Annotated in this window: 19 protein-coding genes and 1 other annotated feature; of the genes, 14 read left to right on the plus strand and 5 right to left on the minus strand. The window is 43.5% G+C overall.

Annotated elements, in window-relative coordinates:
* Window positions 1-4 precede the first annotated feature (4 nt).
* From mraY to ENLAB_RS13400, 14 genes are all read left to right on the plus strand, one after another.
* Window positions 5-967 (plus strand): phospho-N-acetylmuramoyl-pentapeptide-transferase, encoded by a 963-nt coding sequence (gene mraY / locus ENLAB_RS13335; protein WP_005237283.1) that lies wholly within the window; start codon window positions 5-7, stop codon window positions 965-967.
* Between the two features lie 12 nt (window positions 968-979).
* Complete coding sequence (gene murD, locus ENLAB_RS13340; protein ID WP_244351534.1) at window positions 980-2,338, plus strand: UDP-N-acetylmuramoyl-L-alanine--D-glutamate ligase; 1,359 nt, start codon at window positions 980-982, stop codon at window positions 2,336-2,338.
* 15 nt (window positions 2,339-2,353) lie between these two features.
* Window positions 2,354-3,448, plus strand: a complete 1,095-nt coding sequence (gene murG / locus ENLAB_RS13345) for an undecaprenyldiphospho-muramoylpentapeptide beta-N-acetylglucosaminyltransferase (RefSeq protein ID WP_077453529.1) — start codon at window positions 2,354-2,356, stop codon at window positions 3,446-3,448.
* Between the two features lie 86 nt (window positions 3,449-3,534).
* Window positions 3,535-4,521, plus strand: a complete 987-nt coding sequence (locus ENLAB_RS13350; RefSeq protein WP_140965681.1) for a cell division protein FtsQ/DivIB — start codon at window positions 3,535-3,537, stop codon at window positions 4,519-4,521.
* Window positions 4,522-4,674: 153 nt separating this feature from the next.
* Entirely contained in the window at window positions 4,675-5,997 is a 1,323-nt protein-coding gene (gene ftsA, locus ENLAB_RS13355) for a cell division protein FtsA (protein WP_081118410.1), read from the plus strand.
* A gap of 31 nt (window positions 5,998-6,028) precedes the next feature.
* Window positions 6,029-7,273 (plus strand): cell division protein FtsZ, encoded by a 1,245-nt coding sequence (gene ftsZ, locus ENLAB_RS13360; RefSeq protein WP_244351553.1) that lies wholly within the window; start codon window positions 6,029-6,031, stop codon window positions 7,271-7,273.
* 12 nt (window positions 7,274-7,285) lie between these two features.
* Entirely contained in the window at window positions 7,286-7,957 is a 672-nt protein-coding gene (locus ENLAB_RS13365) for a YggS family pyridoxal phosphate-dependent enzyme (RefSeq protein ID WP_077453525.1), read from the plus strand.
* A gap of 16 nt (window positions 7,958-7,973) precedes the next feature.
* Window positions 7,974-8,627, plus strand: a complete 654-nt coding sequence (locus ENLAB_RS13370) for a cell division protein SepF (RefSeq protein ID WP_077453524.1) — start codon at window positions 7,974-7,976, stop codon at window positions 8,625-8,627.
* A gap of 26 nt (window positions 8,628-8,653) precedes the next feature.
* Window positions 8,654-8,917, plus strand: a complete 264-nt coding sequence (locus ENLAB_RS13375; protein ID WP_005228822.1) for a YggT family protein — start codon at window positions 8,654-8,656, stop codon at window positions 8,915-8,917.
* 18 nt (window positions 8,918-8,935) lie between these two features.
* Complete coding sequence (locus ENLAB_RS13380; protein ID WP_016613826.1) at window positions 8,936-9,718, plus strand: YlmH family RNA-binding protein; 783 nt, start codon at window positions 8,936-8,938, stop codon at window positions 9,716-9,718.
* A gap of 20 nt (window positions 9,719-9,738) precedes the next feature.
* Window positions 9,739-10,494 carry a DivIVA domain-containing protein gene (locus ENLAB_RS13385; protein WP_077453523.1) on the plus strand — a complete coding sequence of 252 codons (756 nt, stop codon included), beginning with the start codon at window positions 9,739-9,741 and terminating at the stop codon, window positions 10,492-10,494.
* Window positions 10,490-10,718 (plus strand) — a binding site (T-box leader). (Overlaps the previous gene by 5 nt.)
* A gap of 477 nt (window positions 10,719-11,195) precedes the next feature.
* Entirely contained in the window at window positions 11,196-13,991 is a 2,796-nt protein-coding gene (gene ileS / locus ENLAB_RS13390; RefSeq protein ID WP_081118411.1) for an isoleucine--tRNA ligase, read from the plus strand.
* A gap of 365 nt (window positions 13,992-14,356) precedes the next feature.
* Window positions 14,357-18,862 (plus strand): glutamate synthase large subunit, encoded by a 4,506-nt coding sequence (gene gltB, locus ENLAB_RS13395; RefSeq protein ID WP_195265987.1) that lies wholly within the window; start codon window positions 14,357-14,359, stop codon window positions 18,860-18,862.
* Window position 18,863: 1 nt separating this feature from the next.
* Window positions 18,864-20,303 carry a glutamate synthase subunit beta gene (locus ENLAB_RS13400; RefSeq protein ID WP_081118413.1) on the plus strand — a complete coding sequence of 480 codons (1,440 nt, stop codon included), beginning with the start codon at window positions 18,864-18,866 and terminating at the stop codon, window positions 20,301-20,303.
* 83 nt (window positions 20,304-20,386) lie between these two features.
* On the opposite strand, the gene vanS is transcribed toward ENLAB_RS13400, so the two are convergent.
* From vanS to vanC, 5 genes are all read right to left on the minus strand, one after another.
* Window positions 20,387-21,517, minus strand: coding sequence for a vancomycin resistance histidine kinase VanS (vanS, locus tag ENLAB_RS13405; RefSeq protein ID WP_305879419.1), 1,131 nt, complete (start codon window positions 21,515-21,517; stop codon window positions 20,387-20,389).
* Window positions 21,507-22,202: a vancomycin resistance response regulator transcription factor VanR-C gene (gene vanR-C / locus ENLAB_RS13410; RefSeq protein WP_063856725.1), complete on the minus strand. Its 696-nt coding sequence runs from the start codon at window positions 22,200-22,202 to the stop codon at window positions 21,507-21,509. The genes vanS and vanR-C overlap by 11 nt, the downstream gene beginning before the upstream one ends.
* Before the next feature lie 99 nt (window positions 22,203-22,301).
* A complete protein-coding gene (vanT, locus tag ENLAB_RS13415) occupies window positions 22,302-24,404 on the minus strand; it encodes a membrane-bound serine racemase VanT (protein ID WP_244351556.1) in 2,103 nt (700 codons plus the stop codon).
* The gene (gene vanXY, locus ENLAB_RS13420; protein ID WP_244351558.1) at window positions 24,401-24,973 is read right to left on the minus strand and encodes a D,D-carboxypeptidase/D,D-dipeptidase VanXY; all 573 of its coding nucleotides are present in this window, start codon (window positions 24,971-24,973) and stop codon (window positions 24,401-24,403) included. Before vanXY ends, vanT begins: the two co-directional genes overlap by 4 nt.
* The gene (gene vanC / locus ENLAB_RS13425) at window positions 24,970-26,022 is read right to left on the minus strand and encodes a D-alanine--D-serine ligase VanC (protein WP_244351560.1); all 1,053 of its coding nucleotides are present in this window, start codon (window positions 26,020-26,022) and stop codon (window positions 24,970-24,972) included. Before vanC ends, vanXY begins: the two co-directional genes overlap by 4 nt.
* Between the last annotated feature and the right edge of the window lie 74 nt (window positions 26,023-26,096).

The following is a 26,096-nucleotide window of genomic DNA, read 5'->3' on the forward strand; positions in this document are numbered from 1 at the left end:
CAATATGGAATGGACAGAGATGATATTACCTTTGGCAAGTGGCTTTGCGATCGTAACAGCCACAATGCCTTTGTTTATCGGCTATTTTCAAATGAAGAAATACGGACAGGAAATACGTGGTGACGGTCCCAAATGGCACAATGTAAAGGCCGGAACACCAACGATGGGTGGGTTTGTATTTTTGATTTCTGCAATGATCACTGCCATCTGGGTAGGAGCATGGCAAAATCAATTGACTGCTTCATTGTTCATTCTTTTGTTCATTACCTTGGTTTATGGTGCATTAGGATTTCTTGATGACTTCATCAAGATTTTCCGCAAAAGAAATATGGGCTTAAACTCGCTGCAAAAACTGATTGGACAGATTTTAGGCGGACTCGTCTTTTACTTTGTTTTCCGATCTGAAGGCAATGCGGATGTACTGAATTTCTTTGGGATCGATGTATCGCTATCGATTTTTTATGGCTTATTCGTCATTTTTTGGCTTGTGGGTTTTTCAAATGCAGTCAACTTGACGGATGGGATCGATGGACTAGTCGCAGGACTGGGCACGATTTCTTTTTCAACATACGCACTGATTGCTTGGCGACAAGATCAAATCGATGTTTTGATCGTTTGTCTTGCGATCATTGGCGGATTGATCGGCTTCTTTCCCTACAATCGCAAACCGGCAAAAATTTTCATGGGGGATGTCGGCTCACTGGCTTTAGGCGGTCTGTTGGCAGCTATCTCAATTCTTTTACACCAAGAATGGACCCTCTTGCTTGTCGGATTGGTCTATGTTTGTGAAACAGCAAGCGTGATGCTGCAAGTTGCCTCATTCAAATTAACGGGCAAACGAATCTTCAAGATGTCACCCATTCATCATCATTTTGAAATGAGTGGATGGTCTGAGTGGAAGATCGACACTGTATTTTGGTGTATCGCGTTAGGTTGCTCGTTGCTCACAATAGCCCTTGTATGGTAGGAGATGAAGAAAATGAAAAAAATTACAACATATCAAAATAAAAAAGTTCTTGTGCTAGGATTAGCGCGTAGTGGATTCAGTGCGACCAAATTGTTACATGATTTGGGCGCACTTGTGACCGTTAATGACGGAAAGCCATTTGCTGAAAATCCAGAAGCACAAGATCTTTTGGCTTTAGGGGTCAAAGTGATCACTGGCAGCCACCCAATTGAATTATTGGATGAAGGGTTCTCCCTAGTTGTTAAAAATCCAGGGATCCCTTATTCACAACCTCTTGTCCAAAAAGCTTTAGAGAAAAAAATTCCTGTGATTACGGAAGTGGAACTGGCGTATCAAATCTCTGAAGCGCCGATTATCGGTATTACTGGTACGAATGGAAAAACCACTACAACGACCATGATCGCCAATGTCTTGAATGCTGGAATGGAAAAAGGACAGGCATTGCTTTCTGGAAATATCGGGTTTCCTGCAAGTTCCGTTGCTCAAACAGCTAAGCCTGAAGATCGGTTGGTGATGGAGCTTTCAAGTTTCCAATTGATGGGAATCGATACCTTGCGGCCGAAAATCGCTGTCATCACGAATATTTATGAAGCCCATATCGATTACCATGGTAGTCGCCCGGAATATGTTTTAGCAAAATGGCGCTTGCAACAACGAATGACCGCTGACGATTATTTAGTGATCAACTGGAACCAACCAGAACTAGAAGCACTGTCGGCCAAATCAAAGGCGAAAATCATTCCTTTTTCCACCAAGGAAAAAGTAGCAGGAGCATATATGCTTGATGGGATGCTCTACTATAAAGAAGAAGCAATTATGGCAGCGGAGGAACTCGGTGTACCTGGGGCACATAATATTGAAAATGCCTTAGCGGCGATCGCTGTTGGGAAACTTTGCGATATGTCGAACGAAGCAATCAAACAAGCGTTACAGACCTTCACTGGGGTGCCTCATCGGACCCAGTATGTCACCACTATCAATCAGGTGAAATTTTTCAATGATTCAAAAGCAACCAACATCTTAGCAACAGAAATGGCCTTAGGTGGTTTTGACAATGAAAAATTGGTCTTACTGGCAGGCGGATTGGATCGTGGCAACAGCTTTGATGAGTTGGTTCCAGCACTAAAAGGGCTCAAAGCTATCGTTGTGTTTGGAGAAACAAAAGAAAAATTAGCCGCTGCTGCTCAAGCCGCTGGTGTAAAAACGATTGAAATGACAGAGAATGTTGAAACAGCCGTCCCATTAGCCTTTTCTTTAAGTGCTGCTGGAGATACGATTCTATTGTCACCGGCGAATGCAAGTTGGGATCAATACCCTGATTTTGAAGTTCGAGGCGACAAATTTATGGCGGCAGTAGCAGAACTTAAATAGAAATGAGTGAAGGATATGAAAATACTTGTGACTGGCGGCGGTACTGGCGGACACATCTATCCAGCGTTGTCTTTTGTGGATTACGTGAAGGAGATTGACCCGACAGCCGAATTTTTATACATTGGTGCAACAAGGGGCTTAGAGAATAAAATCGTCCCTCCAACAGGTATTCCTTTTAAAACACTAGAGATTCAAGGATTTAAGCGTAAGCTATCTTTGGATAACGTAAAAACGATCCAGCTTTTTATGAAAAGCTACTACGCAGCAAAGAAAATCATCAAAGAGTTCCAACCGGATGTAGTGATTGGCACCGGCGGCTATGTTTCCGGCGCCGTGGTCTTTGCTGCCTCGAAGTTGAAAATACCTACCATTATTCATGAACAAAATAGTGTACCTGGAATCACCAATAAATTTCTAACCAAATATGTGGATAAAATCGCCATTGCTTTTCACGATGCTTCTCAATACTTTCCAGCGAAGAAAACGGTGTTGGTGGGCAATCCTCGTGGTCAAGAAGTACGGAATAGTCAAAAGTCGACAATTTTGTCTTCTTACGATTTAAATCCGGCGAAAAAAACAGTCTTGGTTTTTGGTGGGAGTCAAGGAGCCCTGAAAATCAATCAAGCGATCATTGATGCGCTGCCGCTGTTTGCTCAAAAAGAGTATCAGTTACTTTATGCATCTGGCGAAAGGTATTACAAAGAGATCGAAGAAAAAATTGGGATGTCAAAAGATGCCTTTCCTAATATCAGTATTCGTCCCTATATCGATCAAATGGCAGAAGTGATGGCAAATAGCGATTTGTTGATTGGTCGAGCGGGTGCCACATCGATCGCCGAATTTACGGCATTAGGGATTCCAGCGATTCTGATTCCAAGTCCTTATGTGACCAATGACCACCAAACGAAGAACGCCCAAAGTTTAGCTAATGCAGGAGCAGTCAAAATGATTGCCGATCATGAATTAAACAGCCAAAACCTCGTGGAAGCAGTAGATAGTATCATGCAAGATGAAGCCCTTCGTAGTAAGATGGCCAAAGCCTCAAAAGAACAAGGGATCAGCGATGCCTCGGAACGATTATTTCGACTTGTGCAAGAGGTAATCAAATAGTACAATGTGTGGGATAGAAAGGAGCGATTATCATTAGTAAAGACAAAACACCTCATGATGATCAAACCCCCTCGTCAACGGAAGAGTTGACCCCTTGGCAAAAAGAAAATCTAAAATATTTGCAAGAAAAAGGCAATCAGCCAGCTTGGTCGTCATCCGCGTCTGATGAAACAGAAGACATGTCCCAAGCACATGAAGATGAGTTGACAGAAGAAACACTTTTTGAAGCAGAACAAGCGATAGAAGAAACAGACGATGAGAAAGAAGGGCTGCCTGAGCCAGAAAAAAAAGCTCGCTCTTTCGCTGATCGGTTGCCTAATCTAAAGGCGTACCGTAATCAAGTATTGATTCGCCGCTTAGCGCTGATTATCGGTCTACTGATGATTCCTTTGTTGATTGTTTTGTATTTTGTTTCGCCGCTTAGTCGTTTGGCTAATGTGGTGGTCAAAGGCAATCAAGAAGTATCCGCAGAAGCGATTCTCGAAAATTCTGACCTAGCCGTCAATGAAGAGATGTGGCCGCAATTTTTTGAACGGAATCAGAGTGTGGCCGCAATCAAAAAAGAATTGCCGCGCATAAAAAATGCTTCCATTTCTCTATCTGGTATTAATCGTTTCGATATCACTGTTACTGAATTTCAAGAAGTGGCTTTATTAGCCAAAGATGGCGGCTATGCACCAGTTTTGGAAAATGGCGCTGTTTTGGAAGACATCAGTGAGCAGCCAGAGGAAGGATTGCCGGTTTTAGAAAATTTTTCGGCTGAAGACAAAATCAAAGCGACACTCAGTGCCTATCAAGAATTAAGTTCAGAAATTCGCGATGGCATTTCTCAAATCAAATACACCCCCCGTGACAGCAATGATGAGCTGCTGACTCTCTTTATGAATGATGGCAATCAAGTGATCGTCAACATCTCAAATATGGTGAGTCAAATGCAGTATTATCCGCAAATTGCCAAAGATTTGACCGAGGACAGTATTGTGGATATGGAAGTTGGGATCTTTACGTATCCTATTTCAAATACACAAGAAGACGATGCAGACGAAAATCAAACAGCTGATAGTGATTCTTAGGAAAAATTCAAGAGTTTTTTTCATTAACTTGTTTCTAAAAAGCGCCATTATATGGTAGAATTGGTAACAGTGAACAAATTATTCGAATGAACTCTAAAAACGGACTGTGATGGTTCGCTATATATCCAATTTAAGTAGGAGGGAACCCCATCCATGGCAAAAACGGGAATGTATGTTGGCCTTGATATCGGTACGACATCTGTAAAAGTTGTAGTAGCCGAATACGTTGACAGCCAAATGAATATCATTGGTGTAGGAAATGCAAAATCAGAAGGAATCAACCGTGGGATTATTGTAGATATCGATAAAACGGTACAAGCCATTCAAAGAGCAGTAAGACAAGCAGAAGAAAAAGCAGGAATTCAAATTCGCAGTGTAAGTGTTGGTGTACCAGCCAATCTTCTTGAAGTGGAAAATTGTCAAGGGATGATCGCGGTCAATAGTGAATCAAAAGAGATCACCGACGAGGACGTCCGCAATGTTGCTTCCGCAGCACTTGTACGTTCAACCCCTCCTGAAAGACAGATCATTGCTATTTTACCGCAAGAATTTACTGTGGATGGGTTTGAAGGGATCAAAGATCCTCGTGGCATGATCGGTGTTCGCTTAGAAATGTTTGGTGTGGTTTATACAGGACCAAAAACCATCATTCACAACATTCGTAAGTGTGTGGAAAAATCCGGACTGATCGTCAATGAAGTGGTCATTACGCCATTAGCATTGACAGAATCGATTTTATCTGATGGTGAAAAAGATTTTGGCACGATCGTTATCGATATCGGTGGCGGCCAAACAACGACAGCTGCGATGCACGACAAACAATTGAAATTTACTCATGTGAACCAAGAGGGCGGCGAATTTGTCACCAAAGACATTTCAACGGTTTTAAATACCTCTTTCAACAATGCAGAAGCATTGAAGATCAATTATGGGGATGCGTATCCTGAACGAACTTCAGCTAGCGAAGAGTTTCCGGTCGATGTGATTGGAAAATCAGAACCTGTGAAGATTGATGAACGCTATTTGTCAGAAATCATTGAAGCCCGTATGGAACAAATTTTCACTAAATCAAAAGAAGTCTTAGACGAAATTGATGGACTTGATTTACCAGGTGGCGTGATTTTAACTGGTGGCGCTGCAAGCCTGCCAGGTGTCGTAGATCTTGCTCAAGAAGTATTCGAAACAAACGTTAAGCTTTACGTTCCTAATCATATGGGACTTAGAAATCCTGTATTCACCAATGTAATCAGTATCGTTGACTATTCAGCAAACTTAAGCGAAGTCTATCAGCTTGCCAAAAGTGCGATCACCGGTGAAAAAACAGTCGCGCAACAGCCCGTTGCTATTCAACAACAAGAAGTACATTACGAACAATATGAAGCTCCAGAAGAAACTTATGAAGAAGTAGAAGAAGAGAAAAAAGGTGAGTCGATCACAAACCGAGTAAAAGATTTCTTCTCAAATATCTTTGAATAATCTAAAACGATTCTCAGGAGGAAGATAAACTATGGAATTTTCAATTGATAATAACATCAATGACGGCGCTGTGATCAAAGTCATCGGAGTCGGCGGCGGTGGCGGCAACGCAGTCAACCGTATGATCGAAGAAAATGTCAAAGGCGTAGAATTTATTGCGGCCAACACTGACGTTCAAGCATTAAAAAATTCAAAAGCAGAAACAGTGATTCAATTAGGCCCTAAATATACCCGTGGTCTTGGTGCTGGTTCTCAACCAGAAGTTGGTCAAAAAGCAGCAGAAGAAAGTGAAGATTCTATTCGTGAATCATTAGAAGGCGCGGACATGATTTTCATTACCGCTGGTATGGGTGGCGGAACCGGGACCGGTGCTGCACCGATCGTTGCGAAAATCGCCAAAGAAATCGGCGCATTGACAGTCGGTGTCGTTACTCGCCCATTTACTTTTGAAGGACCAAAACGCGGCCGTTTTGCGGCTGAAGGAATTGCTAAATTAAAAGAGAATGTCGATACACTATTGATCATCTCGAACAATCGCTTGTTAGAAGTTGTTGACAAGAAAACACCAATGCTTGAAGCATTCCGTGAAGCAGACAATGTCTTGCGTCAAGGGGTTCAAGGCATCTCAGACTTGATCACTGCTCCAGGCTACGTTAACTTGGACTTCGCTGATGTGAAAACAGTGATGGAAAATCAAGGCACCGCTTTGATGGGAATCGGTGTTGCTAGCGGCGAAGAACGTGTAATCGAAGCAACGAAAAAAGCAATCTCTTCACCATTACTAGAAACTTCGATCGATGGTGCCGAACAAGTACTATTGAACATCACCGGCGGATTGGATATGACTTTATTTGAAGCACAAGATGCTTCTGATATCGTCGCTCATGCAGCAACAGGTGATGTAAATATTATCTTAGGTACCTCAATCAGCGAAGACCTAGGCGATGAAATCCGTGTGACTGTCATTGCAACTGGTATTGACCCTTCAAAAAAAGAACGGGGTTCTCGCTCTAGCAGACAAAGCCAAAGCCAAATTCATTCTATCCCACAAAAACCAACATTAGATATGGACCAAGCACGTCCTGCGCAAGCAGAGGAAAGCAATGGTTTCGGTGATTGGGATATCCGTAAAGAACAAAATGTACGACCTAAAGTAGAAGAAAACACATTTGAAAATGTAGAAAAGAAAGAATTCGACACCTTCAGCCGTGATGAAGTACGCTCGAATGATGACGACGAATTAAGCACACCACCATTTTTCCGTCGTAAACGCTAGGGGGCAGAGCACATGATTTCTGAGAACTTGCACAAGATCCAGCAAGAGATACAGGACTCCTGTGCTCTTGTTTCTAGAAACGCCAGTGAGGTCTGTTTGACAGCTGTAACAAAATCCGTAGATACAGAAACGACAAGAGAACTTCTAGAAAATGGTGTGCGGAATTGTGCTGAAAATCGAGTAGAAAAACTACTTGAAAAAAAAGCAGCATTAACGGATTTTCCGGATGTCCGTTGGCATTTTATTGGCAATTTGCAGCGTAGAAAGGTAAAATCAATTATAAACGAGATTGATTTTTTCCATGCGTTAGATTCAATCAAACTGGCACAAGAAATTCAAAAACGAGCAGAGCATCCGATCAACTGCTTTGTGGAAGTAAATGTTTCGCAGGAAGCAACGAAACAAGGGATTTTCGTAGAAGAGGTGATGGCTTTTATTGAAGCACTCGCTTCGTTCGATAAAATTCGTGTTGTTGGATTGATGACGATGGCCCCGCTCACTGCTTCCAAAGACGAGCAGCATCAGATTTTTAAAGAATTAAAAAGGATTCAACAACAAATCGCTGACCTGCATCTTACACATGCCCCTTGCTTAGAAACGAGTATGGGAATGAGTAATGACTTTCCCATTGCGATCCAAGAAGGCGCAACATTTATTCGTGTAGGAACAGCATTATTTCAATAAAAAAGGAGGTTGACCGATGTCGCTCAAAGAGAAACTGACCAATTTTTTTGGATTGACTGACGAAGAAGATTATTACGAAGAAACATATGCCACTGAAGAACCGGCACGAACAGCATCTAAACCGGCTGTGAACCAAGGAGGAGCTTTTACTGCCTCCAGAACATCCGCGAATACGTATGCATCTGGCCAAGCGGCAACCCGTACAACAAGTCAACCACAAAATCAAGCTTATCAATACAGACAGCAACCTCAAACTGCTGCTTATCAACAATCCTCAGCTGCGGCTGAACGAGTAAGATCGGTACCTAAGACGGAAGAAAAAGTCGTTCCGATGGCGCAACAAAGAACCAATACGAGAGTCAAAGATACAAAAGCAAAAGAAACTTCCTCGCAAGTAGCAGGAAAAATAACGATCGTAGAACCACGTGTTTACTCTGAAGCAATGGGGATTGCGAAGCAAGTCATCAATGGTGATGCTGTACTTGTTAATTTTCATTTAATTGAAGAGTACCAAGCTCGTCGAATAGTTGATTTTTTAACAGGAACAGTGTACGCTGAAGATGGTGATATCAAGCGCGTTGGCGATGAAATTTTTCTTTGCACGCCTAAGGGTATGGAAATTGAAGGCACTGCCCAAACATTAGCAGATACCAATTTTTTTGATATCTAAAGTGAGGAGGAACGCCAATTTTATTCTTGAGATTCGTTAAATTACTGAGTGATGCTGTTTATCTGTATACCATTTTATTAGTGATCTATGCACTTTTGTCTTGGTTTCCAGGAGGGTATCAATCCGCTTTTGGCCGTTTCTTGGCAAAAGTGTGTGAACCGTATTTGAGTTTATTTGATCGATTGAAATTAAGTTTTGCTGGTATCGATTTTACGATTGCATTTGCAATTATTGTCTTACAGCTAGCATCACAAGCATTGATATTGATCCTACAATCAATTTTATTTTAACGTAAGGGGTGGTTATCGGTGAACGCAAATGTCTATCAACATTTTCGAAACGATGAACGCCCTTTTATTGATTCCGCTCAAGGATGGATCGAACAAGTGCAAATGCAGTATGCGCCATACTTGACTGATTTCTTAGATCCAAGACAAGCGTATATCTTAGAAAGCTTGATTCGTCAATCAACGGATTTAAGCTTCCGTTTTTTTGGCGGATACGAAGCTGCTGAAAGACGACGCTGTTTAATTTATCCTGATTACTATGAGCCCACCACCGATGAGTTTGACATGACTTTATTTACGATTCAATACCCGAAAAAATTTACGGTTTTGAGTCATGGAAAAGTTTTGGGCACGTTAATGGGGACTGGAGTCAAGAGGGAATACTTTGGAGACATTCTTTCCGATGGTGAAATATGGCAAGTATTCGTTGCTACTGAAGTCAGTCATTTTATTCAACTACAAGTGGATAAAATCGGCAACGTATCGGTACGTTTGGAAGAAACGAAATATACCGATTTGATCGTGCCTAAAGATGGCTGGACCGAGGAAAGAGAAACGGTTAGTTCATTGCGTCTTGATACAGTGATCTCCGCCGTGTACAACATCTCTCGTCAGCGTTCGAAACAGTTGATCGAATCAGGAAAAGTAAAAGTAAACTGGACAGAAGCATTACGACCAGATTTTGTTCTGGATTTACTGGATATCGTTTCAGTAAGAGGATTTGGTCGGATTCAAATACAGGGGTTAGAAGGAACCACGAAAAAAGAAAAAGTTAGATTGTTATTAGGTGTATTACGTAAATAAATCAAAGAGGTGTATAGAATATGGCATTAACTCCATTAGACATTCAAAATAAAAACTTTTCAGTAAAAATGAGAGGCTACAATCAAGACGAAGTCGATGACTTCTTGGATATGATTGTTCGTGATTATGAAGAAGCTGTTCAACGCAATCGTGAGTTAGAGAAATCATTGAAACATGCAGAAGAAAAACTCGAATACTTCAATGAATTGAAAGACGCCTTGAACCAATCCATTATCGTGGCTCAAGATACGGCAGATAAAGTAAAAACAAGCGCAAGCAAAGAATCAGAAGTAATCGTTACTTCTGCCCAAAACCGTGCGGATGAGATGGTTGCTACTGCAGAAAAACATGCCCATGCCTTGATGACCTCAGCAGAAGAAAAAGCCAAAGAGATTTTGACAGATGCAACAAATAATGCACGTCAATTGGCGACAGAAACAAATGACTTGAAGAAGAAAACCAGAGTCTTCCATAACAACTTATTAGTTATGTTGCAAACGCAATTAGAACAAGTGAAGAGCCCTGAATGGGAAGAAATTTTGGCGCCATTTTCAAGCTATGTACAAGATTCCCACCAAGTGATCAGAGAAGTTTTGTCAAAAGAACTTGACAGTGAAAATGGTTCTGGAGTAAACTCAGAAGCAGTGGAAACATTTGATGTGGACATTGTTGAATCAGATGAAAAAATCGTTGATGTAAGTGAAAGCCCTGAAGTGAAAACGTTAGATGATGCGAGAAACTTATTAGACGAGTTGAACAAAACAGATAACAACTAAGACACAGAACAGAAAAATTTCTTATATTTTTCAAGCGAGTTTGGGAGAGTGGAAGCCAAATAAAACCCTGTAAGAAATCAGATCATCTGTGAGTTGCGTTCTTGAAAGAGCTGACTTTTCAAAGACTCGAGTAGAGAACGACGCCTGATCCCGTTACCGATCATCAAAGAATTGTCAAATGACAATTAAATTTGGGTGGTACCACGAACACGTTCGTCCCTTGCCAGGGACGGACGTGTTTTTTGCTGTGAATCACTGCGACTGGTCCGCAATGCGGAACAGAGCAGATGATGAACAGTACTAGGCGACCATAGGGAGCGTAGTAACCGTACTAGGAATCACAATGACTGGTCCGCAATGCGGAACAGAGCAGATGATGAACAGTACTAGGCGACAGTAAGGAGCGTAGTAACCCCACTAGGAATCACTATGATTGGCTTGCGAAGCAAGACAGAATAGATGATGAACAGTACTAGGCGACCATAGGGAGCGTAGTAACCGTACTAGAAATCACAATGACTGGTCCGCAATGCGGAACAGAGCAGACGCTAGCCAGCTGTTAACAATCAGTGAATCCTGAATGCTTTGAATTTATGGCAACCAATCCATTTGACAGGTTCAATAGAAGCAATCGGTTGATCGAGTCGATGGAATTTGAAACTATACCAAAACGTTGAGAGACGAAAAGGAGCGAAACAAGAATGAAAATGAAAGAAACACTGCATCTTGGAAAAACCGCTTTTCCAATGCGAGGCAACTTGCCAAACCGTGAAGTGGATTGGCAAAAAGAATGGGAAGAAAATCAATTGTATCAACGTCGTCAAGAATTAAATGAAGGCAAGCCAACCTTTGTCTTACACGATGGCCCTCCCTACGCAAATGGAAATATCCATATCGGACATTCATTAAACAAAATCAGTAAAGACATCATCGTACGTTCCAAATCGATGTCAGGTTTCCGTTCCCCTTATGTACCTGGTTGGGATACTCATGGTTTACCGATCGAACAAGTACTGACCAATAAAGGGATCAAGCGCAAAGAAATGAGCTTGGCAGAATATCGCAAAAAATGTGAAGAATATGCTTTGACACAAGTGGATACACAAAGAGCTGATTTCAAACGTTTAGGCGTTTCTGGTGACTGGGATCATCCATATATCACATTGACACCAGATTATGAAGCAGCAGAAATCCGCGTGTTCGGAAAAATGGCAGAAAAAGGCTACATCTACAAAGGATTGAAACCAATTTACTGGTCACCATCTAGTGAATCATCATTAGCAGAAGCTGAGATCGAATACAAAGATGTGAAATCACCATCAATCTATGTGGCTTTTCCAGTCGCAGATGGCAAAGATTTGCTTGATTCAGATACAGCTTTTGTTATCTGGACGACGACACCATGGACCTTACCAGCGAACCTAGGAATCTCTGTGAATCCAACCTTTGCCTATGTTCAAATCTTGGCCGATGGCCGCAAATTCGTCGTGGCAAAAGATTTATTAGAAACCGTGACGAATGAGATCGGTTGGGAATCTGTCGAAGTATTACAAGAATTGGCTGGCGATCAATTGGAAAAAATGACGGCACAACATCCTTTTTATGATCGTACATCTCTAGTAATGTTAGGTGACCATGTGACATTGGATGCCGGTACTGGTTTGGTCCACACTGCACCAGGACACGGGGAAGATGACTACATCGTCAGCAAAAAATATGGTCTAGATGTCTTATCACCAGTCGATAGCCGTGGGGTCTTCACAGAAGAAGCACCAGGATTTGAAGGGGTCTTTTATGACAAAGCCAATCCAATGATCACTGAGCTTTTAGAAGAAAAAGGAGCCCTATTAAAACTAAACTTCTTTACTCACAGCTATCCACATGATTGGCGGACGAAAAAACCAGTCATCTATCGGGCAACGCCACAATGGTTTGCGTCTATTGATAAGTTCCGTCAAAATATTTTGGATGAGATCGAAAAAGTAGATTGGATCATTCCATGGGGCAAAACCCGTTTGTACAATATGATTCGCGACCGCGGCGACTGGGTGATCTCTCGTCAACGTGCGTGGGGCGTTCCGTTGCCAATCTTCTATGCAGAAAACGGCGAAGCCATCATTACGCCTGAAACGATTGAGCATGTGGCAAACTTATTTGCTGAACATGGTTCAACGATTTGGTTTGAAAAAGAAGCAGAAGAATTACTGCCAGCTGGCTTCACGCATCCAGGCTCACCAAACGGAAAATTCTCGAAAGAGACTGACATCATGGATGTTTGGTTTGATTCAGGTTCTTCTCACGAAGCGGTGTTACGTCAACGTCCAGAATTGACATTCCCAGCTGACATGTACTTGGAAGGTTCTGACCAATATCGTGGGTGGTTCAACTCAAGTATCACGACTAGTGTTGCGATCAACGAAGTCGCACCATATAAAGCCGTCTTGTCTCAAGGCTTCACCTTAGATGGCGAAGGTCGCAAGATGAGTAAATCTCTTGGTAATACCATTGCACCAGAAAAAGTGATCAATCAAATGGGTGCGGATATTTTGCGCCTTTGGGTCAGCAGTGTTGACTACGAAGCGGATGTCCGAGTGTCTATGGATATCTTGAATCAAGTGTCAGAAGTCTATCGGAAAATTCGCAATACCATGCGTTTCTTATTGGCTAATACGAATGATTTTGATCCAGCAAAAGACAGCGTACCATTTGAAAACTTGCGTTCTGTTGATAAATACATGATGGTTCGTTTGAATCAAACGATCAAAACGATTCGGGAAGATGGCTATGAAAAATATAACTTCTTGCATATTTACCGGACAGTCATCAACTTCTTGACAGTCGATATGTCATCCTTCTATTTGGATTTTGCAAAAGATGTCGTTTATATCGAAGCTGAAAATGATTTCCAACGTCGCGCCATGCAAACCGTCTTCTATCAAACAGCGGTTGCGTTGACGAAATTACTGACGCCGATCATTCCCCATACGGCAGAGGAAATCTGGTCACATTTGAAAGAAGAAGAGGAATATGTTCAATTAGCGGAGTTCCCTGGCTATGATACATTTGCTAACCAAGAAGAGCTGCTTGATTTATGGCGTGCTTTCCTTGATTTTCGTGACAATGTCTTAAAAGCATTGGAAGAAGCGCGTAATGCAAAACTGATTGGGAAATCGTTTGAAGCAAAAGTGACTGTCTATCCAACCGAACCGGTTGCGGCATTACTAAAAGCTATCGATTCAGATATTGCACAACTGCTGATCATTTCACCAGACTTCTTAACGATCAAAGAAGCAGGGGAAGCAGCACCAGAAGCGGCCTATCAATTCGAAGACGTGGCGATCTTAGTGGAAAAAGCCGAAGGTGAAGTGTGTGAACGTTGCCGCCAAGTCCGTGTAGATGTTGGTGTAGAAGAGCAACTGCCAACACTTTGCGGCCATTGTGCAGCCATCGTCAAAGAAAACTATCCCGAAGCAGTTGCAGAAGGCTTTGAAAAATAAAAGAATGAAAAAAGATGACCCCATTGCGGGTCATCTTTTTTTGAAATCAGTCAAGCTTGTTCCTTGAAAATGGGACATAAACAGCTGTTTGTGACATCCAAATGAGAAAATCTAACTTAATTGATAACGATTCTCATTTGTTTGCAATAATTTTCCGACAGTTTATTGTATAATAAAAAAACCTTATTAGACGAAGATTCCTGCCTGTGATTTACTAGTCACTATTTGTTCAATGGATTTAAGTAACCCTTGAAGGAAGAAATCAACGAGCACGGATCAAGTAAAAAAAACTTGCCAGATAGAAAAACAGATTGTAAACTGTTAAAAATCGGAATATTCAGAATATTGAAAGAAAGTGTGATTCCATGAGTGATTTAGAGATGATGAGGAAAACGAACCAAATGATGTACGATGCCGCTTTTGAAAAAGATGCTTGTGGGATGGGCTTTATTGCACAAAAAGATGGTCGCTATTCTCGAGAACTTGTGCAAAATGCCTTAACGATGTTAGAACGGATGAACCATCGAGGGGGAACTGGGGCAGAACCTGACACAGGAGACGGAGCTGGGATTTTGATGGCGATGCCTGATCCATTTTTTCAACAGCGAGCAAAAGAGGCCGAAATCCCATTGCCTGAAAAAGGCGCCTATGCTGTTGGGATGTTTTTTTTACCGAAAGAAAAGCTCCGAGCAGCACAGGTCCAAGAAGAAGTAACTAAAGACATTCAACAAATGGGTTTTACGGTTTTATGGCAACGAGATGTGCCTTATGATTATTATCAATGTGGGCCAGGGGCTCAAAAAGTCATGCCCTCATTTGTGCAAGTCTTTATTGAAAAACCTGTCGATGTAGCTGCAGGCCGTCCCTTTGAAGATCAGCTTTATCGGTTACGGCGAAAACTGGAAAAAACGTATCATACCGATGAGCTGTCTATCTGCAGCTTATCTAGTAAGACAGTTGTTTATAAAGGGATGCTGCATGCCTATCAAGTTGGCTTGTTTTTCAAAGATCTTCAAAGCCCAGAAATGACTTCCAGTATTGCTTTGACCCATTCTCGTTTTTCAACGAATACCTTTCCAAGCTGGAGTCGGGCGCAACCTTTTCGTTTCTTAGCCCATAATGGCGAAATCAACACATTACGCGGGGCGGAAAATTGGATGCATGGACATCAGATCGAAGTCTACGATGACGAAAACTCCGATTCGGCGAAGTTGGAAAATTGTATGGAGTATTTGTATCGTCAAGGTCGAGACATTCCCCAAGCACTGTTGATGATGGTGCCAGAAGCATGGTCCAAAGAAGCTGGCTTGACGCCAGAACTGACGGCTTTTAATGAATACAATGCAAGCTTTATGGCCCCTTGGGATGGACCAGCAGCTTTATGCTTTACCGATGGGGATCTGGTAGGAGCTGCACTCGATCGAAATGGGTTGCGGCCATCTCGCTACTCGATCACGAAAGCTGGTTTTGTTATCGTGGCCTCTGAGTCAGGGGTTGTCGATTTGCCAGCGTCAGAAGTGATTGAAAAAGGGGTGCTTGGACCAGCAAATATGTTTTTGGTGGATACCAAAAAAGGGGTGATCTTACGCAATCAAGAAATCAAAGCGCATTATGCGAACGCCCATCCTTACCAAGAGTGGTTAGCGGATCACTTATTAACACCAGAGCTGCTTCCTGACGCAGAAAGACAGGAGGAAACGGCAGATGATGCGATCCAGACCCTTTGGAAACGAAATGGCTACACGGATGAGATCATTCGCACGTTGATTTTACCAATGGCTCAAACGGGAGAAGAACCAGTGATCTCCATGGGGTTTGATTCTCCGTTAGCCATTTTAAGCGAACGTCCCCAATCTTTGTTTACGTACTTTAAACAACAATTTGCTCAAGTGACCAATCCGCCAATCGATGCGATTCGTGAAAAATTGGTAATTGGTACCGAACTGTTTTTAGGTCGAGATGGTGATGTTTCAAAGGACATTCGAATCAATTGCAATAAGCTGAAGATTGCTAGTCCTGTGTTAAAAACGAGTGAATATGAAAAAATCAAACAGTTAGATCAAAAGGGACAAAAAGCGGTTTTACAGTCGATTCTCTATGATTATGTACCAGAAAATGGAGCAGCATTGCAGCAAGCGTTAGAAGCGCTTTTTAAAGAAACGGAACAAAAAATCGATTCTGGGGCAACGATCGTCATTTTAAGTGATCGGGAAGTCATTCAGCCGCAAGAAGGAAAATTGGCAATTCCGATCCTTTTGGCAGTATCGGGCCTGCACAATTACTTGGTGCGAAAAGGCAAACGTTCCTTGGCATCGATCGTTGTAGATACTGCGGAAGTCTGTGAGGTCCATCATTATGCCATGTTAGTCGGCTACGGAGCAAGTGGGGTCCACCCTTATGGGGCTTACCAGACATTGGCGCATTTTGAGCTTTCAGAAAAGATTGAAAGTTACCGCAAAGCTTGTGAGAAAGGTATTGTCAAAATTATGTCACGGATGGGGATTTCAACGATTGCCGGTTACCATGGGGCGCAATTGTTTGAAGCTGTTGGTATCTCTGAGAAAGTTATCTCCGAATACTTTACCGGCACGGTTACTCGTATCGGTGGACTTTCATTAGCGCAAATCGAGCAAGAATACTTAACGCGTTATGAAGCGGCGTATGGCGAGAAACGCGTGGATTATCTTGATTCGGGTGGTAGTTTCCAATACAAAGCTGACGGGGAACATCATCTGTTCAATCCAAAAACGATTTATGGATTTCAAAAAGCTGTTCGTACCGGCAGCTATGCGCTTTATAAAGAATATGCGGCGGAGATGAACCAAGACGCGTTAGAGAATCCAACGACCCTCCGTTCTATGTGGACTTTTGCGAACACAAGACGCAGTATTCCATTAGCTGAGGTGGAGCCAGTTGAAACGATCGTCAAACGATTTAAAGTCGGTGCGATGTCTTACGGCTCTCTAAGTGAAGAGGCGCATCGCTGTATTGCTGAAGGAATGAATGCGATCGGGGCAAAATCCAACAGTGGAGAAGGTGGAGAAAACCGAAATCGTTTCAAACCAGTGAATGGCATTAATTATAATAGTCGCATCAAACAAGTAGCTTCTGGCCGTTTTGGTGTCAACGCCGAATATTTAATGAGTGCGGACGAACTCCAGATCAAAATGGCGCAAGGGGCGAAACCTGGTGAAGGGGGGCAATTGCCAGGCAACAAAGTCTTCCCGTGGGTCGCTGAGATTCGTGGCTCAACACCTGGGGTCCGATTGATTTCGCCGCCACCACATCACGACATTTATTCGATTGAAGACTTAGCTCAGCTGATCTATGACTTAAAGGCAATCAATCCCTATGCACGGATCAATGTCAAATTGGTTTCTAGTACGGGCGTGGGTACGATCGCTACCGGTGTCGTCAAAGCCGGCGCAGACGTAGTCGTGATCTCAGGCTATGACGGTGGGACCGGTGCTTCTCCGAGAAATTCGATTCGTGATGCTGGCTTGCCTTGGGAAATGGGGCTTGCAGAAGCCCATCAAACGTTAGCTATGAATCATTTGCGGCAGCGAATGACCTTAGAGACAGATGGAAAATTAATGACGGGTCGAGACATCGCCATTGCTGCTCTTTTAGGAGCAGAAGAATATAGCTTTGCCTCTTTAGCGCTAGTTGCGATTGGTTGTGTCATGATGCGGGTTTGCAGTATCAATACATGTCCTGTCGGCATTGCTACGCAAAATCCAGCGTTGCGCAAATTTTTCGCAGGGAAACCTGAGCACATCATCAATACGATGTACTTTTTAGCAGAAGATTTACGGGAAACAATGGCCGAGCTAGGGTTTCGCACGATTGATGAGATGGTAGGACACGCGGAAGTGTTGACACCACGCTTCGTTGCCAAGGGCAAAGCAAAGTCGTTAGACTTTTCTAGAATGATTGGGACGACGATCCCAATCGAACGGAAAGTGACGGACCCATTCCTTGAGAAACGACAGTGGCCAGAATTAGACGCTTTTGCCCAAGCAGCTATCGACAATAATCAAGAAATCGTTATGAATCATACGATCAATAATGTTCAACGTTCAGTCGGCGCTCGTTTAGGGGGCTGGATCGCAGAACGCTTTGGCAATTACGAAGTAACACCAGGTTTGTTGCAGTTTACGTACCGCGGCATTGCTGGACAAAGTTTTGGGGCGTTTGCCACCCAAGGCATCCAGTTGAAACTGATTGGCGAGGCCAACGATTATGTAGCCAAAGGACTGAGTGGTGCCCGTTTGATCATTGTGCCGCCTGAAGATGCCGCTTATGACGCAGAGCATTCACCGATTGTCGGTAACGTTGCTTGTTTTGGGGCGAATCGGGGTGAAGGCTATTTCCGCGGCATTGCTGGCGAACGCTTTTGCGTCCGTAATAGTGGAGCCAAAGTCGTTGTAGAAGGTGTTGGGGACCATGGCTGTGAGTACATGACTGGCGGCGTTGTGGTGATTTTGGGAAAAACCGGCCGCAACTTCGGTGCCGGAATGTCCGGTGGCGTGGCATACGTCTATGACCCTGATCAAACTTTTGCAGAAAAATGCAATCGGGAAATGGTTGATTTGTACCGGATTGGCGAAAGTGGCGATGACCATCAGCTGAAGGAGATGATCCAGCAGCATTTTGCCTATACAGATTCATTGAAGGCGGCTGAGATCCTAGAAGATTGGGAAAATCAGCAGCAACATTTCATCAAAGTCTATCCGACAGAGTACCATCAGATGATCCAAGCAACGGAGACTTTGGCTGAGCAAGGATTTATCGGGGAGGAACTTGTGACGAAAGCTTTCGAAGCCGTCGTCGGCCCACAATTGACTATTCCAGGAAAGGAGCGCGACTAATATGGCAGATCCATTTGGTTTTTTAAAGTACCCAAGAGTTGAAAATCCTACCCGACCGGTTTCAGAACGTATCCAAGACTGGCAAGAATTACAGACGCCGTTGCCTGAAAATGAGCGTCAAGAGCAAGCGGCGCGCTGTATGAATTGTGGCATTCCTTTTTGTCATACAGGTTCTTTTTACGGCGGGCAACGGGCGGTTTCAGGTTGTCCCAATGACAACCTGATTCCTGAATGGAATGATCTGGTTTATCAAGGGCGTTTCCAAGCCGCCTTTGAGCGTTTAGCCAAAACCAATCCACTACCAGAAATGACAGGGCGTGTCTGTCCTGCTCCATGTGAAAAAGGCTGTACCGAGGCACTGAATGGCTCAGGTGTCACGATCCATGACAATGAACGTTTTATTATCGATACTGCTTTTGAAAACGATTGGGTCAAAGCTTCCGGGTTGCCTCAAGAAGCGACTGGTTTCAAGGTGGCGATCGTTGGTAGTGGACCGGCTGGTTTATCCGCTGCTTGGCGCTTGAATCAACTAGGACATCAAGTGACGGTCTATGAACGCAGCGATCGCTTTGGCGGTTTGCTAATGTATGGTATTCCAAATATGAAATTAGACAAAGATGTCGTGCAGCGACGTATTGATCTAATGGCAGAGCTAGGGGTGACCTTTGTCGCTAATACGGAGATCGGTCGTGACTTGTCAGCAGAGGAATTGGCTGCTCAGTATGATCGGGTCATTTTGGCGACAGGTGCCAGCGTTCCTCGTGACTTGAAAATTCCTGGTCGTGAATTGACTGGGGTCCAATTCGCAGTCGATTATTTGACGGAAGCAACTAAAGATGTATTAAAGCATGGCAAAGCGGCAACCAGTAAAAAACTTGCTGGCAAGCACGTCGTCGTGATTGGCGGCGGCGACACTGGAAATGATTGTATTGGCTCAGCGATTCGGCAAGGAGCCGCTTCTGTGCGCCAATTGGAGATTACGCCCCAACTGCCATTGACACGTACCGACAGCAACCCTTGGCCTGAATACCCAATGACAGCCCGCACAGGCTATGGGCAAGAAGAAGCGGCTGAAGTGCTGCAAACACAAGTGACGTATCATGGGGTGTCCACAACGGCCTTTATCGGCGCCGAACGTGGCCAGTTGATTGCTATTGAAACGGTCTCGGTGGATCAACAGTTTCAGCCGATCCCTGGTACAGAGCAAGTGATCAAGGCGGATTTAGTCTTGTTGGCAATGGGCTTTATTGGCGCAGAGACCCAACTCTTTGATGCCTTTGGTGTACGAGAAGTTTATGATGATTATACAACAAATAATGAACGGGTCTTAGTGGCAGGCGATGCTAAAAGAGGACCAAGCTTAGTGATCTGGGGGATTCGTGAAGGACGCCTAGCGGCAGAAAAAGTCGACCAAGCGTTACGATCATTGGTGTATCAATAAGCAAACAATAAAAAATAACCTGAGCAGCTCGTCCTCCTTCTAAATCAGAAGGGGAGCAGTGAAATGCTCAGGTTGTTTGCATGTTAGGAAGTTGGCTCAGATGGATGGGGCTTTGATCGCTGTTCATTTTTTTCCATTGCTGCCTTTGGTAGGCGAATCGAAAAGACGATGGTTTCGTCACGGCTTTCCGCCCAGATTTTTCCACCTAATGCTTCAACGATTTCTTTGGCGATCGGCAGCCCCAGACCGGTTCCACCAGTCGCAGTCGCTCGTGAAGCGTCCATCCGATAAAAAGGCTCAAAAATCAAGCCAATCTTTTCAGCAGGGATCGTTTTCCCATGATTGGTCAATCGAATCAAGATATCATCAGAGGCACTGATGGCTAAATGCAAGGGGGAATCGGTATAACTATAGTTGATGGCATTGCGGATCAAGTTATCAAAAACGCGTTCCATTTTCTCCGTATCAACGGTCGCAAAGACTTTTTTCTGTAGCTGCAGTTGCCAATGAAGGTTCTTTTCTTCTAACAGCGGTAAAAATTCGAACGTCAACTGTTCCAGCATTAAGCTAAGATCCGTGGTTTCGGTCTGTAAGGCGATCGTTGTAAGATTAAAACGGGTGATTTCGAAAAACTCGCTGATCAATAATTCTAGCCGCTGGGCTTTTTGCAAGGCGATCTTGGTATAGCGTGCCCGTAGTTCGGTAGAAAGCTGTGGTTCCTCTTCTAACAGCGTCAAGTAGCCGATCACACTGGTCAAAGGTGTACGTAAATCATGTGCGAGATAGACGATCAAATCATTTTTCCGCTGCTCTGCTTCTTTGGCTGCTCGTTGATCTTGGAGATTTTTTTCCCGTAACTGGTTCATTTCTTCTTGCACATCGTTCAGATTGCTGGAGAGAATGATTCGCTTCGTGGGTTCGGCAATCAATTGATTCGTGGCTTGGATCGTTTCATTCAAATAGCTGATGGCTTTACTCATATAATAAATCGTTGTACTTGCCCAGATCAGCAAGGCACCGATGGCTAAGCAAAGAAGCCAATAGTCAGCAAAAAGACGTAAAATTTGATAAATGGGTTCATATCCATACCAAACCCTCAATCCTGCTACAAAACGAACAGTTAAAGGGATCAGAATTAAGAGGAGCATTAAAACACCTGTGGTGATAAAGTATTGAGTCAAAAGTTTCCGAATCAATGGACTTCTATTTTTCAATGATATAGCCGACCCCCCATACAGTTTTGATTAATTTCGGTTTGCGTGGTTGTTCGTTTAGCTTTTCCCGCAGACGGGCAATATGTGCCATCACTGTGTTATTGTTGTCTAAATATTTTTCTTTCCAGACTGCTTCAAAAAGGGTTTCTGAGGCAACGACCGATCCTTGGTGTTCAAATAAGTAAAGCAAGATTTTAAATTCGATGGGGGTCAAAAAAACCTCTTTGCCATAAAGAAAACATTGGTGGCTGTTGATTTTCAACAGTAAGCCTTCCTTTTCGTATTCTTCAATCTTCTGCGGAACAGCTGACTGATTGTATCGTTGGTATCGCCGTAGCTGCGTTTTGACCCGAGCAACAACTTCTAATGGATTGAAAGGTTTGGTCACATAATCATCTGCACCTAGGCTTAGACCGGTAATTTTATCCAGATCTTCTCCTTTGGCAGTGAGCATCAGTACTGGAAAAAAGTGGGTTTTGCGAATGTTCTGTAACAGCTGAAAGCCGTCGATATCCGGCAGCATCACATCTAAAACTGCCACATCGACTGTTTCTTTTTCGAGATAAGCCAAAGCACTCGTTCCATCATAAAAAGGTTCCACTTGGAAGCCTTCATTTCTTAGAAACGTCGTGACTAACTCGGCGATTTCTTTTTCATCATCAACAACGATTATTTTTTCTGCCATCCTTGATTCACTCCAACTATCTACGATCATTTTTTCATTTACATTACCATTTGCTCTACCCACATCATACCGTAATCCGTAAGCGAATGCATTCGTTTTCTACTTTGAACTAGAGGTGATGCGGGAACCTAGGCGGCTGATCAATTCATTGGTAATGGTTTGTGCTTGATCAGCTGTAGTCGTCCAATCGCTGATTACTTCGAACGAACTTTCGACCGCCAGTTCCGGATAGTCCGTTAAATCGATCAAGAGCATGTCCATACAAACCAACCCAATCTGCGGGAGTAAAACCCCTTGATAAGACAATTGGAATCCTTGATTTGATAGGGTACGGGGGACTCCGTCACCGTAGCCGATACTAACGATCCCGATCGTGGTAGGTCGATCAAAAACAGTGGCTAGTCCATAGCCGATCGCTTCTCCGGATGCGACTGTTTTTTTGTCTACCAGTAAAGCCTTGAGAGTCAAAATCGGTTGTACATTTATCTTCTGTTTTGTTGGTTCATTCGGGACACTCAGGGAACCAGTTAAAAGAATACCCGGGCGTACATAATCATACTGTTTCTCTGGATAATTCAATATTCCGTAACTGCTTTGCAGATGCGTCAGTCCATAGGCAATATTTCTAGCGGATAAGCCAGCCAATAGATCATCAAAACAAGTGATTTGGGCTTGTGTCCGTAAGATACTTGCCGTATCTAGCTGATCTGAAGAGCCTAGATGGGAAAAAATGCCTGTGATCTTGAGGGATGGCAAGGCGTAAAGTCCAGTAACTGTCTCAAGATCAGGTGCAACGCCTAAGCGGTGCATACCAGTATCTACCGCTAAATGGCATTCGATCGGAATGCTTGTTTGGGCTAAAGCATGCCCATGGGCCTCACTAACGATGGTTTGAATCAAGGAATAATGTTTCAGCTCTTTGGCACGTTGGGCAGAAGTGTACCCTAAAATCAGTAAGCGACTTTTGATGCCAGCTCGCCGTAATTCAATGGCTTCTTCAAGGGTAGCAACGGCAAAGAAATCAACGCCGGCTCTTTCTAAGGTGCCTGCGACCGTCTTCGCATCACAACCATAGGCATCCGCTTTAACGACCGCCATCACTTTTGTTGTGGATGGAATCACTCGTTTGATTTCCTGCAAGTTGTGCAGCAAGGCGGGGGCTGAAAATTCTTTGGTTGCCCGCTGCAAGTGGAGCGGCGTTTTTTTCGGAAACGAGAACAGCTTTTGCAAAGCAAAGAGACCATAAATCAATCCGATGGTCAATCCTAAGACCACGAAGTAATTGATCAGATTGTTTTGCAGCAAGGGCAGTTTCTGACTAAGAAAATGGGTCACTGCAATGGTATAAGGATGGAGCAAATAGAGCCAAAGGGACAGTCGACCCGCTTGTTTCCAGATTATGGGTGCTTGCCATTGCTGGATGATCGGAAATAAAAACAACAGGACGAAGGGCAAAAAAACATACATGCTGTCATGTTTCGGCGTGGTAAAGTGATGCAAAAGGTAACTTTCCAAAAGCAAGCAAATCAGACTAATCATTAGATAACTATAGCGATGGGGAGAAGCAGGTTTTTGGGCAAATCTTCTGGCTAGTACCCCTAAGAGCAAAAACAAGGGAGCAAAGAAAATGCCGTTGCGAGTTCCAGCCAATAGTTGGAAAATCAGTGAATAGAATGACGCGAGGGGTGTTTGGGCAGCCAGGCCAGACCAACTGTCCCCACCTAAACCAACCACATACAAACCGACAGCAATGAAAAACACCTGCTTGAAAGAAAGACGTGTCAAGAGTCCCATCACTAATAGACTGCCGGTAATGATCGCTGGAAAATACCATAGATGATAAAGGATGCCGTTGACTAGCAAAGTTTGAATAAAAGTGCCTAGTGGCATGTTCAACCTTAGCATGCCGCTGTACCAAGCAAGCGGCAAAAAAAGCAGTGTGGCTATGAGATAGACTTGCAGCTGCTTTTTGATAAATGACCAGACACGCTGTCTGGTAGGATAGCTGTTTTGGGTGGCTAAGTCACTGAACACATAATACCCACTGATCATAAAAAAGAAAGGGACGGCGATTCTGAAAAGAGTCAATGTGATCAGGATATCACCATCGGGCCACAATCGATGAAGGGGCAGACAGTGGATCGCCACCACCATCATCGCTAAAATCACCCGAAACTGCTCGATTCCCTGATTCTTCTTCATGCGAACTGCCTCGTGGTCTGTTCAAGATAATGATGGTATTCTTCCAAGGTCCACTGTTGATTGGCCATGATTTGACTATGAGGCAAACCGACATAACGAAAATGCCATGGTTCGTAACCAATCCCTGTAATCTCCTGTTTGTCTGCGGGATAGCGTAAAATAAATCCGTAGTTCATCATTTCCTGGGTAAATAAATCAGCGGCTGCGCTGTCACGAAAACGTGGACAGATCAAATCATTCTGGCTGCCCTTTAAACCAACATCGATCGCTAAGCCTAACTGATGCTCGCTACAGCCGGGCAACGCCACAAATTGTTTCGTATAGGCTAATCCATTTTCTTTTAAGGAATATTCCCATAAATGCCGTTGCTGCTTTTCGGTTCGATAGCCGTCTAATAAGCAGATCTCGTTTTCAAGTTTTAAGGCTTTGACGAGGCGTTCCCATTGTTTGGCTGCTTCAGGCTGCAAGTAAACTTCTTCTTCACTAAAAGCAGCAAGGACTAGGTGGGGCGGCTCTTGGTTTTTTTCTAATGGAAACTCTTTGCTAACTAACTGTAGATAGGGATTCATTTGCCTTCCTCCTTTGCTAAGACAAGCAGTTTTTGTAGTAGTTCTTGATAGGATAAGCCGATTGCTGCCATCATGGCAGGATAACGGGAGTGACTCGTAAAGCCCGGCATAGTATTGATTTCATTCAAGTATAGTTCTCCTTGATCCGTGACAAAAAAGTCGATGCGAGCAAGTCCTTTAAGACCAAGACTGTGATAGAGCAGCTGAGCTTGTTCTTTGACTTTGGTTTCAATCGTTTCAGGCAATGGCGCAGGAACGGTGATTTTGGCGCTGATCAACTGGTACTTTTCTTCAAAATCGAAAAAACCGTTTACTAATGAAATAGCGTCACAAGCACCGACAGTCAAAGAGTCGTTGCCTAAGATACCGCAACCAATCTCAACGCCAGCGATATTTTTTTGTAAGAGCACTGCGGAACAATAAGCGAAGGCTTCCTTCAAGGCAGGAGCGATTTCTTCAACACAAGTTACTTTTGTGATCCCTTTTGAGGAGCCCGCTTCATTAGGCTTAAAGAAAACTGGAAAGCCATGGGTCTGGATAAAGGCTTCGATTTGTCTTTGCTGGTTGGCTTGATTTGTCAAGAGAATCGTAGGAGCGCTTTGTACGCCAATCGCTGCTGCTGCTTGATGCAATAACCATTTGTTCATACATAAGGCAGAGGCTGCCACCCCACAGCCTACATAAGGCAGCTTCATCAATTCAAACAATCCTTGGATACTGCCATCTTCCCCGTATTTACCATGCATAATGGGAAATAAAACATCAGGTACCAACGTTTGCTGCGCTTCACTTAGCCAAAAGCCGTTTCCTTCGAATAGCGGCTGGATTTTCTGTGTATGTTTCGTATCCAACAACCACGTGTCTTGTCGGATGTTTTCCAGTTCCCCTGTATACAAGTACCAATCCATAGCATCTGGGGCGATCCCGATCAAAGAGAGGTCGTAATCATAGGGAGATGATTGGAGTGCTTCGATTGCGCTAGTTGCTGAGGCTAAAGAAACGGTGTATTCCGGTGAATTGCCTCCAAAAATAATGGCGATTTTTTTCATGTTTTTCTTCCTTCCACTTTTCGATTCTTGCTACATTCAGTCTATCAAGGAAAGAAAAAAGAAATTTACGGGCT

Origin of the sequence: Enterococcus innesii (assembly GCF_022846515.1) — a bacterium.
Lineage (GTDB): Bacteria > Bacillota > Bacilli > Lactobacillales > Enterococcaceae > Enterococcus_D > Enterococcus_D innesii.